Origin of the sequence: Brachybacterium sp. p3-SID957, from assembly GCF_025144775.1 — a bacterium.
Classification (GTDB): domain Bacteria; phylum Actinomycetota; class Actinomycetes; order Actinomycetales; family Dermabacteraceae; genus Brachybacterium; species Brachybacterium epidermidis.
On sequence record NZ_JALXKT010000067.1, the window covers coordinates 1 to 16,309 of the forward strand.

Genomic DNA, 16,309 nt, shown 5'->3' on the forward strand with positions numbered 1-16,309 from the left:
GTCTCCTCCTGGCCGCTGATCCGGGTGATCTCGTAGCGGGGGTTGTACATCACCCGGCGGCCGCCGCGCCGGGCGGCGAAGCCCGTCACGGACAGGCGCGCGCCGGGCTCGATGCCGGGGATGCGGTCGCGTCCGAGCCAGACCAGGGCGATGGTGCCGGTGCCGTCGTCGAGCTCGGCCTCGACCGCGGGTGCCGCACTGCGCGGCAGCACCACCAGGGAGCTGATCACGCCGGCCAGGTGCGCCTTGCGGCGGTCGTCGATCGAGGCGACGGTGTCCGGGGCGCCCCCTCCCCGCGCCCCGGGACGGCTTCCATTCGCGGCGGAACGGGGACTCATCCGACCTCGGCGATCTCGGGCCCGCGCTCGAGCGGATCGATCAGCGCCGCCTTCTGCGGGATCAGCCCGGGCCGCTGGCCGGGCAGCGTCAGCGGGATCAGCTCCTGGGGTGCCATGGCGTCGCCGCCGCGCACCACCACCAGGCGGGAGATGAGCGTCTCGAAGCGGCGCGACTTCGTCCTGTCCGACAGGGCGGGGCCGGTGAGGATCGCGCGCAGGAACCAGCGCGGGCCGTCCACGCCGATGAAACGGGCCGGGCGGTACCCCGTGCGGCCGTCGGCTCGGTTGACCGGCAGGCGCGTGATCAGCTCGGTGCCGAACGCTCCGGAGCGGGTCTCGGCGGTGCCGCCCTGCTTGACCACGGAATCCCGCAGAGAAGTCCGCACCTCGTCCCACAGGCCGCGGGACTTCGGCGCAGCGAAGGCCTGCACCTGCAGCGAGGAGCCGTCGATCACCAGGTTCGCGCCGGTGACGGTGCCGGTGCGCTGGTCCACCTCCATCCGCAGCTCCATGCCGTCAATGGTCGGCACCTGCAGGCCGCCCAGGTCGATGCGGTCCTCCTCGGGGGCATCGGGCTGGTCGTAGGGGCCGGCCTCGAGGTGCTCGGGGCGGGCCTCCGATGCGTCGGCGGTGTCGTCGGTCTCGGCGTCGTCGGCCTCGGAGGTCGAGGCGGCGACCTCGTCGGCGCGGTGCGTGGGGGCGTCCTTGCGGCGCCCGCGGGAGAACAGTGCCATGCGTTCAGCCTTCCTTCCGGTGGCCAGGACCGAAGCCGCCGCTGGAGCCGAAGCCCGCGCTGGCCCGGTCGGTGTCGTCGAGCTCGCCGACCTGCTCCAGCGCCGGGGCCAGGAACGGCACGATCACCAGCTGGGCGATGCGGTCGCCGCGGCGCAGGGCGAAGGGCTGGTCGAGGTCGGTGTTGTGCAGCGGCACCCGGATGGGGCCGCGGTAGCCCGCGTCCACGATACCCGGGCCGTTCAGCACGGTGATCCCGTGGCGGGAGGCCAGACCGGAGCGGGGGCAGACCAGTCCCACGGTGCCCATGGGCAGGGCAACGGCGGTCCCGGTGTCCACCAGTGCGCGCCCGCCCGGGGGGATCTCCAGATCCTCACTGCTGGTCAGGTCCAGGCCGGCGTCGTCGGCGTGGGCTCGATGCGGCAGCGGCACGCCGGGCTCGAGCCGGATCTGCAGGGTGGTGCGCGGGGCGGTCTGGTCTTCGGACATGGATTCAGGGTAGGGGCTGTGCAGGAGGAGCCGGTCCCAGGGGTGCGTGAGACCATGCCGTCATGCCCGATCAGCCCCGCCCCGCAGCGTCCCCTGTCCCCGCTCGCCCGACGGCGCCCGTGTTCCACGAGCGCCTGCTGCCGGGGCCCGGCGCCTGGATCGTGATCGCCCTCCTCGGCGCCACCTTCGGTGTGATCCTGGTGCCGCTGTCGTACACCCTGGCCGCCGTGGTGGGGGTGCTGGCTCTGGTGGTGGCCTGCGCACTGGCCTACGTCAGCTCCCCGGTGCTGGAGGTGCGCGACGGGCAGCTGACCATGGGCAGGGCCCGGATCCCGGTGGAACTGCTGGGCGAGCCGGTGGTGCTGGAGGGCGAGCAGTGGGAACGGGTGATGGGCCAGGACTTCGAGCCCCTGGCCCATCACTGCACGCGCGGATGGATCCACTCGGGGGTGCGCATGGAGGTGCTGGACGAGACGGACCCCACCACTGCGTGGGTGGCGTCCTCGCGCCGTCCGGAGGATCTGGCCCTGGCAGTGAGAGCGGCGCGGCGCACCGTCGACTGACGATGCACCGCGCCGCGGGGATGTCGCGCCTCGATCAGGCGGAGCACTCCTTGCAGTAGATGAGGGTGCCCTCCACGTGGTCGATCTGGCTGCGGTGCTTCACGAGGAAGCAGCTGGCACAGGTGAACTCGTCGGCCTGGCGGGGCAGCACCCGCACCGAGAGCTCCTCACCGGAGAGGTCCGCGCCGGGCAGCTCGTACGAGTCGGCCGCCTCGGCCTCGTCCTCGTCCACCGTGGGGGCGGCGGCTTCACTGCGCCTGCCCTTCAGCTCCTCGATCGAGTCCTCACCGGATTCGTCGTCGGTCTTGCGCGGGGCGTCGTAATCTGTGGCCATCTACGGTCCGTTCCTGGTTGTCAGAGGTATTGCCGACCCTGAGCCGGTCCTGCACGAGGAGTGCAGCTCCGCGTGGCAACGTCGAATGCGGCGGCATTATTGCAGAGCATTCTGCGGCCGACAACACGCCCCCTGGGAACGGACGCCGGGACTGCAGGCGCGGCGGGATAGGGTCGTGCCCGTACACCGCAGCAGCGACATGGCCCGACCGACAGGTCTCCGACGGAGAGGACGACGATGCGAGAGCTCGAGCTCGACGGGATCCACGACGACGGGGAGCACCTGATCCTCACCGACTCCGACGGTGAGCGCTACACGCTGCGCATCGACGAGGCGCTCCGTGCGGCCGTGCGCCGCGACCGCCCCGCACTGGGCATGATCCGGGCGGCCGAGGCCGGCGCCCTGCGCCCCAAGGACATCCAGGCCATGCTGCGATCCGGTCGCAGCGCGGAGGACATCGCGGAGATGTCACAGATCCCGGTGGACCATGTGCGCCGCTACGAGGGCCCGGTGCTCGCCGAGCGCGCGTGGACCGCGCAGCGTGCCCGCGGCTTCCACGTGGGCCGGGGCGGACCGGCACTCGAGGAGATGGTGGCCGAGCGCCTCGCCGCGCGCCAGGCCTCCCCCGACACGGCCTGGGATGCATGGCGGCGCAGCGACGGAACCTGGGCGCTGGAGCTGACCTTCTCCGCCGCCGGGCGCACCCGCCAGGCGCACTGGGTGGTGGACATGGACAACCGAACGGTCACCGCCAAGGACGACGAGGCCCGCTGGATCAGCGACGAGGACGCCGACCCGGAGCCCTCCCGCGGCCGGGCGCGCCTGGTGGCGGTCAAGAGCTCGGTGTACGACCTCGAGGCCGACGGCTCCTTCGACGAGGGCGCGGGCCGTCCGCGCCGCCGCACCCCGGTCTCCAGCGACCACCCCGCAGCGATCGACGAGTCCGAGCTCGACGCCCTCAACGCGCGCCGGGGCCTGCGCCCCCTTCCCCAGCGGGATGCCTCGCAGGGCGGCGCCGGTCAGGACGAGGAGGATCCGGAGAGCATCGGTGTGTGGTCCAGCCTCGATGATCCCGAGGTCGACCAGGACCAGGCGATCGACGGCGCCGGCGCGGACGGCGAGGTCGACCGCGACGCCGCGCGACCCGGCCCGGCCGCACAGGGGGGCTTTGCCGGGGGCGAGGATCCGGACCAGGAGGCCTGGAGCGAGCACAGTCGGGAGCGGGCCGAGCATGATCAGAGCACTGATCTGGCCGCCTCCGAGGATCCTGCTGCCACCCGGGAGGAGGACCGGGACCCCGCTGATGACGACGACCTGTCCGGGAGCGGATCGCCGACCGACGGCGAGGGCGACGGAGCCGAGGGCGACCCGGCGGAGGATTCCCGAGGTGCTCAGCCCGACTACCAGGACACGGTGGACCTCACTCCCCTGCCCGGCTTCGAGCAGGAGCGCGCGCAGGAGTCCGAGGGGGAGCAGTCGCGCAGGCCCGCCTCGAAGAAGTCGGGGAAGTCCCGCAACAAGCGCGCCTCGATGCCGAGCTGGGACGAGATCGTCTTCGGCTCCAAGCACGACTGACGGCCCTCCCTACCGGGCGGTTCAGGCCGCTGGGCCGTCGCCGCGCTCAGCTGACGGCTCGCACCAGGGGGATCCAGGACTCCGCGGCGGTGAGCGAGCCGTGCACACCAATCAGGGACTTCGTCCCGGCGGGGCGGTGGGACAGCAGGTCCACGGTCCAGTTCTGCCGCGCCAGCACCATCACGTCGGGCACGCGCCCCGTGACCCTGTCGCTGATGGGGGTGCCGACGGGTCCGAGCAGGGCCGAGGCCAGCAGCTGATCGCGCACCATCACCACGGCCCGTTCCCCCAGCAGGTTCTGCAGCCCGGCGGCGAGCTCCTCCATGGCTCCCGCGCCGGGCTCCGCGAACAGGGCCAGGGCCCGCGGCTCCCCCGCCACGCCCGCGATGAGTCCCTCCAGGTGAGGGTGGTCCCCCAGCTCGATCGTGCGCTCGGGCGAGGTGTCCACCATGCCGTGATCGGCCGTGACGTGGACGCGGGTGCCTCCCGGGAGCCTGCGCAGCAGCGCACCCAGCAGGGCGTCCACCTCCATCAGCGCGTCCCTCCACTGCACGGAGTCGATCCCGTGGTGATGCCCGGCGTGGTCCACGTCGTCGACGTGGAGGTGGACCAGCCCGTCAGGCCCGGCGCGGCGCACCGCACGCAGGGTCACCTCGATGCGGTCCTCGCGCCCGTGGCCCTGGAACTCCCACCCGCGATAGGCCATCCCGCTGAGGTGGCTGCCTGCGTGGCGGCGCGGACCCACCTGCACGGCTCGCCGCCCGCTGCGCTGCAGGAGGGTGGGCTCCGGCATCCACGCCCTCGGGTCCACGCCCGCGGCACCCGTGAGTTCGTGGACGGCCTGTCCCGTGGCCGGGTCGCGGGTGGTCAGTCCCAGCACCCCGTGCACCAGGGGCGGCAGGCCGGTGTGGAGGGACACCATGGCGGCGGCGGTGGTGGAGGGGAACACGGTGCGCACGCGCGTGGTCTGTCCCTCCAGGCGCCGCAGGGTCGGGGTGAGGGCCCGGTGCTGCACGAGCAGATCGGCTCCCAGCCCGTCCACCAGCACCACCAGGTCGCGGCCTGGCTCCGGGGCGGTGGCCAAGGGCGCCAGCACGTCCAGCAGCCCTGGATGCAGGCCGCCCGCGAACGGGGCGTCCAGCAGCCCGGGTGCGAGACCCGTGTCCTGTGGGTCCTGACCGGTGGCAGCGCTCAGCGCTCTCAGCCCCGGGCGTCGTCGAGCGCGTCGATCGCGTCGACCAGCAGGCCGTGGAAGCGCAGCGCCTCGGCGACGGCGCGCGGGCCGTCGGCCAGGGCGCTCACGCGCAGGGCGAGATCGGCGGGCGCGAGGGTCCCGGTGTAGCCGTGGTCGACCTCGCAGGAGGGGTCATCGCACACCGCCCGCTCCAGGTCCATGCGGCGGGTGCCGTTCCAGGTGATCCCGATGGTCACCTCGGCCTCCTGCTGCGGGACGCGCTGCCCATCGGTGTCGAACACCTGGGAAAGGCCCGTGCCGCTGACCCGCTGCAGGCGCACGCGCTCGGTGGTCGCCACCACCTGGCTGGGGTTCAGGGCATCGGCAGGATCATCGTCGAGGTGGGTGACCAGCAGGTGGGTGGCGGTCAGCACCAGGACGGTGAGGTGACGGCGCACCTCGGGGCCGTCGAAGGTGGTCTCGGGCCGCACCAGGTAGCCCAGCGGCCGTGCCCCCCGCAGGGAGGCCTCCATGCTCGCTGCCGCCGTCTGGGGGAAGTACCCTGCCGTCTCGAGATCGGCGAGGAGCTCAGCGGGAAGTGCTGTCGTCATCCATCCAGTCTCCCACGGTGCCGAGCACGCGGCGTGCGCCGTCGGTGCGGTTGGGCGCCCGTGCGAGATCGACCCGCGCCCCCACCACCGCGGCACCGCTGTGGGCCACCACCACGGGGTACAGCTCCAGCTGCGCCACCTCGGGCAGGTCCTCGGCCAGCAGCCCCACCCGCACCACGATGTCGGCCAGGGCGGCGCGATCGGCCGGCGGCAGCCCGCGGACCCCGCGCAGCTTGACCGCCGTCGCCGGGGCGTCCACCAGGGCGGAGGCGGCCTGCTCCGAGAGCGGCGGGATCGCGTAGGCGATGTCGTCCAGCAGGTCGGTGGCATCACCGGCCAGGGACAGGGAGACCACGGGCCCCAGGGAGGGATCCTCCGTGCTGCGCACCACCACCGGCACGCCGGCGGCGGCCATGGACTGGACCTCGAGCGGGGCACTGGAGAAGGAGAGCTCGCGGCGCATCTCCTCGTGGGCGCGGCGCAGCTGCGCGGCATCGGCGAGACCCAGCCGCACCCCGCCCAGATCGGCCCGGTGGCGCAGCACGGGGTCCGTGCTCTTGAGCGCGACCGGGTACCCGAGCTCCTCCGCAGCGGACACCGCCTCCTGGGCATCCGCCACCCTGATCGACCGCAGCACGGGGATCCCGTAGGCAGCCAGCAGGGAGGAGACGTCCTCGGCGTCGAGGGGCACGGGACCTGCTCCGTGCTGCGGCACCAGGCGCTCGACCAGGGCGCGGGCAGCAGCCCGGTCCACGTCATCGCGCACGGCCGGATCAGCCTCGTCCACGGCCGGGCGGCGCAGCGCCGCCAGCATGCCGGTGGCGGCGCGCACGGCATGGGACGGGGTGGCATGGACCGGAGGCAGCGAGGCATCGGCACGGACGGCACGGCGCACCTTCTCGAAGCGGTCCTGACTGGTGATCAGGCACACCAGCAGCACCACCTCGCTGTGCCGGGCCACCAGCGACATCTGGCGGATCACCTCGACGGAGTCCCCGGTGAGCGGATCGAGGACGCCCGCGATCACCACGTCGACATGGCCGAGCGCGGCCATGGAGGTGAAGGCGCGCTGGACCAGCCGCTGATCGGCGGCCAGCGGCACACTGCGGTTGTCCGCGACCACCTGCATGCCGGACTCGTCGGCGGCTCCCCTGAGGGCCGCGCCGAGGGCCGGGGTGTTCGAGAGCAGGCCCACGCGGGTGCCGTGGGGAAGGCCCTGCCGCCCCAGGGCGTCCACCACGTCCATCAGGTGCTCGACGGAGCCCGTCTGCACCACGCCGGCGGCCTCCAGCACCTGGTCCAGGGCCCGACGCGGGAGGGTGGAGCGGCGCACGTCGTGCCCGGGAGGCAGCACGGAGCCCGGGGACGGTGGGCGCAGCACGATCAGAGGGGTGCGGCGGGTCAGGCGCCGGGCGATGCGGCTGAACTTGCGGGGATTGCCCATCGACTCCAGGGCCAGGCCGATCACGTCGATGCGGTCGTCGTCCTCCCAGTGCTGGAGGCAGTCGTTGAGGGAGACGTCGGCCCGGTTGCCGACGCCCACGAACTCGTGCAGCCCCACGCCCCGCGCATCCACACCGGCCAGCAGCATCGCGGTCAGGGCGCTGGACTGCCCGGCCAGCGCCACCCGGCCCGCGGCAGGCAGCGCCGGGGACAGCGAGACGGACAGGGGATCCTCCCCGGTGCGCAGGAACCCGAAGGAGCCCGGGCCCAGCAGGCGCATGCCGTGCCTGCGCGCGCGGGCCACCAGCTCCCGCTGCAGACGGCGCCCGTCGGTGGTGTCGCTGAACCCCTCGGTGGGGATCACCACAGAGCGCACCCCGATGGCGGCGCACTCCTCGATCGCATCGAGGCAGGCCTCGGGCCGCAGCGCGATCACCGCGAGGTCCACAGGGCCGGGCACATCGGCGATCCGGGCGTGGGCAGGGTGCCCGCGGATCTCGAAGGCATCCCTGGCGACCACGTGGATGCCACCGTCGAACCCGGAGGCCTCCAGGGCCGTCAGGAAGCGGCCACCGGGAGAGTCAGCGCGGGTGGAGACCCCCACCAGCAGGACCGATGAGGGGTGCAGGAGCCGTTCCATCGCCTGGGACTCGGCGCGGTGCTCGCGCTCGGCCATCACCGCCAGGGAACGGGCGGTGGGGTCGATGCGGAAGGAGACCTGCACCACGCCGTCGTCGTAGGCACGGCTCACATCGAAACCGGTTTCGGAGAAGACGTGGAACATCTTGGTGTTCTGCGGCAGCACCTCGGCGGTGAAGGTGCCGATGCCGCGCTCGCGCGCGGCGGCGGCCAGGTGCTCGAGAAGCACCGAGCCCAGGCCGGTCCCCTGGCGGGAGTCGGAGACGTTGAACGCCACCTCGGCCTCGTCCGGCCCGATGCGGTCGTAGCGGCCCACGGCGATGATCTCCGTGCCCACCAGCACCACGAAGGCGACCCGGTCGCGGTGGTCCACCACGGTGAAGCGCTCCAAGTCCTTCGTGGACAGTCGTGGCATCGGAGCGAAGAACCGCAGGTAGCGGGACTGCTCGGACTGCCGCTCGTGGAAGCGCTGGAGGGCCTCCGCGTCGCTGGGCAGGATCGGGCGCAGGTGGGCCGCAGATCCGTCCCGCAGGGCGATGTCGGCCTCCCAGTGCGCCGGGTAGGGCGCGCGGGCGGGCTCTCGCGAGGAGGGGCGGCGTCGTCGGGGGCGGGGACCTTCGCGCCGGGCTGCCATGTCCCGGATCCTATCGGGGCATGCCCCGGATTGACGCGATCCACACTCCGGCCTGCCGGGATCCGGGCCCTCCACCTGCCATGATGTCCCCCATGGCCCGATCCCGCAGCACGCAGCCCCCGGCCGGTGACGAGAAGGTCGCGGAGACGATCCTCGACATCGACGTCACCAGCGAGATGGAGACGTCCTTCCTGGAGTACGCCTACTCCGTCATCTACTCCCGTGCGCTGCCCGATGCCCGAGACGGTCTCAAGCCCGTGCAGCGGCGCATCCTCTACATGATGGCCGAGATGGGGCTGAGGCCCGACCGGGGCCACGTCAAGAGCCAGCGCGTGGTGGGCGAGGTGATGGGCAAGCTCCATCCCCACGGCGACACCGCGATCTACGATGCGCTGGTGCGCATGGCGCAGCCGTTCTCGATGCGCCTGCCGCTGATCGACGGCCACGGGAACTTCGGCTCCCTGGACAACGGGCCGGCAGCGCCCCGCTACACCGAGGCGCGCCTGGCCAAGGCAGCACTGCTGATGACGGACTCGCTGGACGAGGACGTCGTGGATCTGGTGCCGAACTACGACAACCAGCTCACCCAGCCCGAGGTACTCCCCGCGCAGTACCCGAACCTCCTGGTCAACGGGGCGGCGGGCATCGCGGTGGGCATGGCCACGAACATGCCCCCCCACAACCTGGTGGAGACCATCGCTGCCGCGCGCCACCTGATCGACCACCCGGATGCCGAGCTCGAGGAGCTGATGCGCTTCGTCCCCGGACCGGACCTGCCCAGCGGAGGTCGGATCATCGGCCTGGAGGGCGTGCGGGATGCGTACCGCACCGGCCGCGGCTCCTTCCGGATGCGTGCCACCACGCGGATCGAGAACGTCACCAGCCGCCGCAAGGGCATCGTGGTCACCGAGCTGCCGTACCAGGTGGGCCCGGAGAAAGTGGCCGAGAAGCTGCGCGATGCGGTGCAGGCCAAGAAGGTCCAGGGCATCACCGACTACCAGGACCTCACCGATCGCCACCACGGCCTGCGCCTGGTGCTCGCCGTGAAGTCCGGGTTCGACCCGGAGGCGGTGCTGCAGCAGCTGTACCGCCACACCCCGCTGGAGGAGTCCTTCGGCATCAACAACGTGGCGCTGGTGGAGGGCCAGCCACGCACCCTGGGCCTCAAGCAGCTGCTCGAGGTGTTCGTGGACCACCGGTTGAAGGTGGTGCGGCGCCGCACGGAGCATCGCCTGCGCAAGCGCCTGGACCGGCTGCACCTGGTGGAGGGCCTGCTGCTGGCGATCGTGGACATCGACGAGGTGATCCAGATCGTCCGCTCCAGCGATGACGCCGAGACCGCCCGCACCCGGCTGATGGGGGTGTTCGACCTGACCCAGGTGCAGGCCGAGTACATCCTCGAGCTGCGCCTGCGGCGCCTGACGAAGTTCTCCCAGATCGAGCTGGAGGGCGAGCGCGACGAGCTGCGCGCCGAGATCGAGAGGCTCCAGGAGATCCTGGGCTCCGACGAGGTGCTGCGGCGCCTGGTCTCCGACGAGCTGGCCGCGGTGGCCGCCGAGCACGGCACGCCTCGCCGCACCGTACTGCTGGAAGCCGCGGAGCAGCCCGTGGCCACCGCCGGCGGCTCCCTCGAGGTGGCCGACGAGCCCTGCGGGGTGCTGCTGACGGGCACCGGGCTGATCGCGCGGGTGGCAGGCGAGGGACCGCTGCTGCGGGAGGGGCCGCGCGGCTCCCACGACGTGGTGGTCTCCGACGTCGCCACCACCACCCGCTCCGAGGTCGGTGTGGTCACGGACCTGGGGCGCGTGCTGCGGGTGAACGTGGTGGACCTGCCGTCCCTCGCGCCCACCGCCGGTGCGCCGTCGCTGGCCGGGGGCACCCGCCTGGTGGACCTGATCGACCTGGAGAAGGAGGAGAGGCCGCTGGCGCTGATCCGCCTCGCGGAGGGGGACGTGGCCCGCGGCGGCGCGATCGCGCTCGGCACCCGCCACGGCGTCGTCAAGAGGGTGCAGCTGGACTTCCCCCGCGCCGACGGCTTCGAGATCGTCTCGCTGAAGGACGGCGACCGGGTGGTGGGCGCCGTGGACCTGGAGGACGATGCGGACCTGGACCTGGTGTTCGTCACCTCCGACGCGCAGCTGCTGCACTTCCCCTCCTCCGGTGTGCGGCCCCAGGGGCGGGCGGCCGGGGGCGTGGCCGGAATCAAGCTGGCCGCAGGAGCCCACGTGGTCTCCTTCGGCGTGGTCGACGTGACCGCGCCGGCGGACGTGGTGACCGTGGCCGGCTCCTCCGGGACCCTGCCGGTGCTGCAGACGGGCTCCCTCAAAGTCGCCGCCTTCACCGAGTACCCCGCCAAGGGCAGGGCGACAGGCGGTGTGCGCTGCCACCGGTTCCTGCGCGGCGAGGACGTGCTGATCGGCGCCTGGGTGGTGCCGCATCCCGCTCGGGCGAGCTCCGAGGCGGGGCAGCCGATCGAGCTGCCCGAGCCGACGGGTCGCCGCGACGGCTCCGGCACGCCGGTGGCCGTGCCGATCGCCGCGGTGGGATGATCGCACCATGACTCCTGTGACCGAGAGCGCGCCTGTCCCCCTGCCGCCCGGCGTGAGCCGGGAGCGCGTACACGGCACCGAGGCACTGGTGGTGGACACCCCGGCCGCCCGCGCCGTGCTGCACCTGGACGGCGCGCACCTGACCAGCTGGGCCCCGGCCGGTGAACAGGACGTGCTGTGGCTCAGCGAGCTCTCGGAGTACGGAAACGGCGCCGCGATCCGCGGGGGCATCCCCCTGGTCGGCCCCTGGTTCGGACCCGGTCGCGACGGTGAGAGGCCGGTCAAGCACGGGTGGATCCGCAACCATCCCTGGGAGCTCACCGCCGCCTCCTTCGACGGGGACGACGTGCTGCTCGAGCTGGCGCTGGAGGGAGCCGATCCCGACGGCACCGGGATCCGGGCCGACGCCGTGTTCCGCATCGGCGCGGACCTGTCGGTGGATCTGACCCTCACCGCGGGCAGCGAGGAGATCGAGGCCGAGGCCGCCCTGCACACGTACCTCTCCGTGGGTGACGTGCGCGAGATCGAGATCCGGGGCCTGCAGGGCGGGGACTACCTCGACAACATACGGGACCTGGAGCAGTTCCGGCAGGATGAGCCCGTGCTGAGGCTGAGCGGCGCGACCGACCGCGTGTACGGCGTCAACGCGGACGTGGTGATCGAGGACGTGGCCGGGGCCCGCCGGATCGTCTCCTCCCCCCGCGGCACCGCGAAGACCGTGGTGTGGAACCCGTGGTCGCAGTCGGCGGCGGAGATGGCCGACATGCCGGACGACGCCTGGACCGACTTCGTGTGCGTGGAGCCGGCGGTGGCGAAGGACGCCGCGCAGGTGCTGCCGCCCGGCGGGGCACTCACCCTGGGGGTCACCTACCGCGTGGAGCGCTGAGACCGGCACTGATCAGCCCCCGGACGAGGGAGGCGAGCTCCTGGAGAGTCCCCGGCTCCCGCACGGCTGTCAGGAACTGCCCGTGGGTGAGCGTCCCCGGCAGGCGGGCCCAGGCTGTCTCCGACCAGACCGCGCTCCAGATCCAGCACCACGAGCTCCCGCGGGTTGTTCACCCGCACCGCGGCGATCGAGTTGCCCAGCCCCCGGCTGATCACGATGGTGGTGCCCTCGCGGGTGTGGACCCCGTTGGTGAGCTCGGGCAGCCAGCCCTGGTGCGGGGCGAACAGCGCACCGATGACGGGCAGGCGCACCTGGCCGCCGTGGGCGTGGCCGGACAGCACCACGTCGGCCTCGGTGCGGGCGTAGTCCTCCAGCAGCTCCGGGCGGTGAGCCAGCAGGATGATGGGCAGCTCGTCGGTCTCCGCTCCCAGGCCGTGCAGGGCGAGGGCCGCGTCGGACCGTGCGGAGGAGGCGATGCGTCCGTCGGCGCGATCCACGCGCGGGTCGTCGATGCCCGCGATGATCAGCTCGGTGCCGCCCAGGGTGACCACCTCTGCCTCGTTGCGCAGCACGGTGATGCCGGCCTGCTCGAGCCCGGCCAGGAACTCCTCGCGCAGCGGGGAGTCCGCCTCGTGGTTGCCCAGCACGAAGTACGTGGGGGCGAGAGAGCTGAGCTCGGAGGCGAGGTCCAGCACCCCGGTGAGGTCGCGGGTGCGAACGTCGATCATGTCCCCGGTCAGGGCGATCAGGTCCGGTTCCGAGGCCCGGGTGGCGTCCAGCAGACGATCGGTGAAGGTTCCGAAGTCGGCGGCGTGGAGGTCGGAGATCTGGGCGATCCGCACGGGGCCGGCCGGGCCGGTGCCTGAACCCGCCGAGGAGGCCGCGGTGCCGAGGAGCGGGACCCGGTAGGTGGTCACGTCCAGCCGGCGGTTGTCCCACAGCAGCCAGGCGGCCAGCAGCGCGATCGCGAGCAACAGCGCCAGGGAGGTGACGGCCAAGCGACGGGCGGCACGGGAGCGCCAGTCACCGCCGACGGTGCGATCGGTGCTGACCGACAGCGGGGCGCTCACCGGACGGTGATGCCCTCAGCGGCGAGGGCCTGCTTCACCTGGGCGATGCTCATCTGGCCGAAGTGGAACACGCTCGCGGCGAGCACCGCGTCGGCCCCGGCCCGCACCGCGGGCGCGAAGTGCTCGGGGGCCCCGGCGCCGCCGGAGGCGATCAGCGGGAGGGTGGTGGCCTGGCGGGCCAGGCCGATCAGCTCGAGGTCGAAGCCGTCCTTGGTGCCGTCGGCGTCCATGGAGTTCAGCAGGATCTCGCCTGCTCCGCGATCGGTGGCCTCGCGGATCCACTCGACGGCGTCGATGCCGGTGCCGCGGCGGCCGCCGTGGGTGGTGACCTCGAAGCCGGAGCCGGTGCGAGCGGTGCCCTGGGGGGTGTCGTCGGTGATGCGGCGCGCGTCGATCGACAGCACCAGCACCTGGTTGCCGAAGCGGCTGGCGATCTCGGTGATCACCTCGGGGCGGGCGATGGCGGCGGTGTTGACGCCGCACTTGTCGGCGCCTGCGCGCAGCAGCTGGTCGACGTCCTCGGGGGTGCGCACCCCACCACCCACGGTGAGCGGGATGAAGATCTGCTCGGCGGCGGCCCGGACCACGTCGATCATGGTGGCGCGGCCCCCGGAGGAGGCGGTCACGTCCAGGAAGGTGAGCTCGTCGGCGCCGTCGGCGCCGTAGCGGGCGGCGAGCTCCACGGGGTCACCGGCATCGCGCAGGTCCTGGAAGTTGACGCCCTTGACCACGCGCCCGGCGTCGACGTCCAGACACGGGATGACACGGACTGCCAGGCTCATGCGTCGATCCTCTCGCGGTCCAGCTCCTCGGCGCCCTCGATGATGAACTGCTTGCGCGGGGCGACCTCGGAGCCCATCAGCAGCTCGAACATGGCGCTGGCGGCCTCGGCGTCCTCGATGCGCACGCGGCGCAGGGTGCGGTGGGCGGGGTCCATGGTGGTGTCGGCCAGCTGGTCGGCATCCATCTCCCCCAGCCCCTTGTACCGCTGGATCGGCTCCTTGTAGCGCTTGTTGCGGCGCTCGAGGGACTTCAGCAGCTTGAGCAGCTCCGCCTCGGAGTACGTGTACACGTACTCGTTCTTCTTCGCTCCCCCGTGGATGATCTCCACCCGGTGCAGCGGCGGCACCGCTGCGTAGACGCGCCCCGCCTCGACCAGGGGCCGCATGTAGCGGTGGAACAGGGTCAGCAGCAGGGTGCGGATGTGGGCGCCGTCGACGTCCGCGTCGGTCATCATGATGATCTTGCCGTAGCGGGCGGCCTCGAGGTCGAAGGTGCGCCCGGAGCCGGCACCGATCACCTGGATGATCGCTGCGCACTCGGCGTTCTTGAGCATGTCCGTGATGGACGCCTTCTGGACGTTGAGGATCTTGCCGCGGATCGGCAGCAGCGCCTGGAACTCGGAGGAACGGGCGTTCTTGGCGGTGCCCAGGGCGCTGTCGCCCTCGACGATGAACAGTTCGGAGCGGTCCACGTCGGTGGTGCGGCAGTCGGCGAGCTTGGTGGGCATGGTGGAGGACTCCAGCGCGTTCTTGCGGCGCGAGACCTCCTTGTGCATGCGCGCGGCGATGCGGGCGCGCATCTCGGAGACCACCTTGTCGATCACCAGGGCGGCCTGCTCCTTCTCGCCCTTCTTGCCGGAGGTGAGGAACGCGGTGAGCTGCTCCTCAACCATCCTGCTCACGATCGCGCGGATGGCAGGGGTGCCCAGCACCTCCTTGGTCTGGCCCTCGAACTGGGGCTCGTCGATGCGCACGCTGATCACGGCGGTCAGACCGGCGAGCGTGTCGTCCTTCTCGATCTTCTCGTTCTTGGCGTTGAACCTGACGCGGCGGGCCTGGTTCTCGACCTGCTTGCGCAGGGTCTTGACCATGGCCTGCTCGAAGCCGGCCACATGGGTGCCGCCCTTGGGGGTGGCCACGATGTTGACGAAGGAGCGCAGGGTGGTCTCGTAGTCGGAGCCCCAGCGCAGGGCGATGTCCACCTCGCAGCTGCGGTCCACATCGGTGGAGACCATGTGTCCGTTCGCGTCGAGCACCGGGATGGTCTCGGTGTACTCGCCGGTGCCCTGGAGGCGGATCACGTCGGTGATCCTCTCGTCCTGCGCGAGGTACTCGACGAACTCGGAGATCCCGCCCTCGTAGTGGAAGCGGCGGGTGGCGGGCTGATCGGGCGAGGCCTCGGGCCGGTGGTCGGTGACCGACAGCTCCAGCCCGGGCACCAGGAAGGCCGTCTGCCGGGCGCGGCGGGTGAGGTCGTCCAGGGAGAAGTGGGAGCCCTTGACGAAGATCTGCGGATCGGCCCAGTACCGCACGCGGGTGCCGGAGACGCCGCGCTTGACCTTGCCGATCTTCCGCAGCTCCGCCGGGCCGTCGGCCGGGGTGAAGGGCGCATCGGGGCTGGGCTCGCCGTCATCGGCGAACACGCCCGCCCGGCCTCGCTGGAAGCTCATGGCATAGGTGGTGCCGGCGCGGTCCACCTCGACGTCGAGCCGGCCCGAGAGCGCGTTGACCACGCTGGCGCCGACGCCGTGCAGACCCCCGGCGGCGGCGTAGGAACCGCCGCCGAACTTCCCGCCCGCGTGCAGCTTGGTGTAGACGACCTCGACGCCGGTCAGGCCGGTGCGGGGCTCGGTGTCCACGGGGACGCCGCGCCCGGTGTCGCGCACCTCCACCGAGGCATCGGGATGCAGGATCACGCTGATCGACTCGCCGTGCCCGCCCAGTGCCTCGTCGACCGCGTTGTCGAGGATCTCCCACAAGCAGTGCATGAGACCGCGGGAGTCCGTGGACCCGATGTACATCCCGGGGCGCTTGCGGACGGCCTCGAGCCCCTCGAGAACCTGCAGGTGGCGTGCGTCGTACTCTGTCTTCGCGCTGGAACGTGAGGTGCTGCTGGAACTGGACACCCTGTGGATCTTACGGGCCCGGCAGCCGCGCACCCGGTATTGCGGCGCCCCTCACAGCAGGTTGCGCCGCCAGCGAACCGAGGTGGACGCACCTCGGTTTCGCACCCGCCAGGTGCTACAAAAGAACCATGAACCTGACTCTCGAAGCCCCCCGGCTCACCGCGCACGATCGGTGCGACCGCTGTGGTGCCCAGGCCTACGTGAAGGTGGTCCTGCAGGCCGGCGGTGAGCTGATGTTCTGCGCCCATCATGCGCGCGCCCACTCCGATGCCCTGCGTCCCCTCGCCTCCGAGGTGATCGACGAGACCGAACGACTCCACATCAAGCCGCAGATCCCCGAGGACTGACCTCGCGGGCCCGCGCC

Annotated in this window: 15 protein-coding genes; 5 read left to right on the top strand and 10 right to left on the bottom strand. The window is 72.1% G+C overall.

Annotation, left to right across the window (positions count from 1 at the left end; translation table 11 throughout):
* The 3 genes from M3B01_RS12495 to dut all read right to left on the bottom strand — a co-directional run.
* Positions 1–338, bottom strand: a 338-nt coding sequence (locus M3B01_RS12495; protein ID WP_193866318.1) for an OB-fold nucleic acid binding domain-containing protein, incomplete at its 3' end; no start/stop codon positions are given.
* Complete coding sequence (locus M3B01_RS12500) at positions 335–1,072, bottom strand: DUF3710 domain-containing protein (protein ID WP_259792491.1); 738 nt, start codon at positions 1,070–1,072, stop codon at positions 335–337. The genes M3B01_RS12500 and M3B01_RS12495, both read right to left, overlap by 4 nt.
* Positions 1,073–1,076: 4 nt before the next feature.
* A complete protein-coding gene (gene dut / locus M3B01_RS12505; RefSeq protein ID WP_259792494.1) occupies positions 1,077–1,559 on the bottom strand; it encodes a dUTP diphosphatase in 483 nt (160 codons plus the stop codon).
* Between the two features lie 62 nt (positions 1,560–1,621).
* On the opposite strand from dut, the gene M3B01_RS12510 reads away from it, so the two are divergent.
* Complete coding sequence (locus tag M3B01_RS12510) at positions 1,622–2,122, top strand: DUF3093 domain-containing protein (protein WP_259792496.1); 501 nt, start codon at positions 1,622–1,624, stop codon at positions 2,120–2,122.
* A 34-nt stretch (positions 2,123–2,156) separates the two neighbouring features.
* Here M3B01_RS12510 and M3B01_RS12515 read toward each other — a convergent pair whose 3' ends face one another.
* Positions 2,157–2,456 carry a DUF4193 domain-containing protein gene (locus M3B01_RS12515; RefSeq protein WP_017823650.1) on the bottom strand — a complete coding sequence of 100 codons (300 nt, stop codon included), beginning with the start codon at positions 2,454–2,456 and terminating at the stop codon, positions 2,157–2,159.
* A gap of 237 nt (positions 2,457–2,693) precedes the next feature.
* Here M3B01_RS12515 and sepH point away from each other — a divergent pair, with 237 nt between their 5' ends.
* Entirely contained in the window at positions 2,694–4,031 is a 1,338-nt protein-coding gene (sepH, locus tag M3B01_RS12520) for a septation protein SepH (protein ID WP_259792498.1), read from the top strand.
* 46 nt (positions 4,032–4,077) lie between these two features.
* Here sepH and M3B01_RS12525 read toward each other — a convergent pair whose 3' ends face one another.
* The 3 genes from M3B01_RS12525 to M3B01_RS12535 all read right to left on the bottom strand — a co-directional run bounded on the left by M3B01_RS12525 (position 4,078) and on the right by M3B01_RS12535 (position 8,532).
* The gene (locus tag M3B01_RS12525; RefSeq protein WP_259792500.1) at positions 4,078–5,127 is read right to left on the bottom strand and encodes an alkaline phosphatase family protein; all 1,050 of its coding nucleotides are present in this window, start codon (positions 5,125–5,127) and stop codon (positions 4,078–4,080) included.
* A 104-nt stretch (positions 5,128–5,231) separates the two neighbouring features.
* On the bottom strand, positions 5,232–5,816 hold the full coding sequence (locus tag M3B01_RS12530) for a DUF5998 family protein (RefSeq protein ID WP_259792502.1): 585 nt from the start codon (positions 5,814–5,816) through the stop codon (positions 5,232–5,234).
* Positions 5,794–8,532 carry a GNAT family N-acetyltransferase gene (locus tag M3B01_RS12535; protein ID WP_259792504.1) on the bottom strand — a complete coding sequence of 913 codons (2,739 nt, stop codon included), beginning with the start codon at positions 8,530–8,532 and terminating at the stop codon, positions 5,794–5,796. The genes M3B01_RS12530 and M3B01_RS12535 overlap by 23 nt, the downstream gene beginning before the upstream one ends.
* Before the next feature lie 92 nt (positions 8,533–8,624).
* Between M3B01_RS12535 and M3B01_RS12540 the strand changes: the two genes are divergently transcribed.
* The gene (locus M3B01_RS12540) at positions 8,625–11,081 is read left to right on the top strand and encodes a DNA topoisomerase (ATP-hydrolyzing) subunit A (protein ID WP_259792506.1); all 2,457 of its coding nucleotides are present in this window, start codon (positions 8,625–8,627) and stop codon (positions 11,079–11,081) included.
* 7 nt (positions 11,082–11,088) lie between these two features.
* Positions 11,089–11,967: a D-hexose-6-phosphate mutarotase gene (locus M3B01_RS12545; RefSeq protein WP_259792507.1), complete on the top strand. Its 879-nt coding sequence runs from the start codon at positions 11,089–11,091 to the stop codon at positions 11,965–11,967.
* Here the strand turns inward: M3B01_RS12545 and M3B01_RS12550 are convergent.
* From M3B01_RS12550 to M3B01_RS12560, 3 genes are read right to left on the bottom strand one after another with little or no spacing between them, the layout of a single operon-like run.
* On the bottom strand, positions 11,949–13,037 hold the full coding sequence (locus tag M3B01_RS12550; RefSeq protein WP_259792508.1) for a metallophosphoesterase: 1,089 nt from the start codon (positions 13,035–13,037) through the stop codon (positions 11,949–11,951). The two genes, M3B01_RS12545 and M3B01_RS12550, sit on opposite strands and share 19 nt — an antisense overlap.
* A complete protein-coding gene (gene hisF, locus M3B01_RS12555) occupies positions 13,034–13,819 on the bottom strand; it encodes an imidazole glycerol phosphate synthase subunit HisF (RefSeq protein ID WP_259792509.1) in 786 nt (261 codons plus the stop codon). The genes M3B01_RS12550 and hisF overlap by 4 nt, the downstream gene beginning before the upstream one ends.
* On the bottom strand, positions 13,816–15,945 hold the full coding sequence (locus M3B01_RS12560; protein WP_259792510.1) for a type IIA DNA topoisomerase subunit B: 2,130 nt from the start codon (positions 15,943–15,945) through the stop codon (positions 13,816–13,818). The genes hisF and M3B01_RS12560 overlap by 4 nt, the downstream gene beginning before the upstream one ends.
* A gap of 128 nt (positions 15,946–16,073) precedes the next feature.
* On the opposite strand from M3B01_RS12560, the gene M3B01_RS12565 reads away from it, so the two are divergent.
* Positions 16,074–16,292 carry a hypothetical protein gene (locus M3B01_RS12565; protein WP_193866329.1) on the top strand — a complete coding sequence of 73 codons (219 nt, stop codon included), beginning with the start codon at positions 16,074–16,076 and terminating at the stop codon, positions 16,290–16,292.
* The last annotated feature ends 17 nt before the right edge of the window (positions 16,293–16,309 follow it).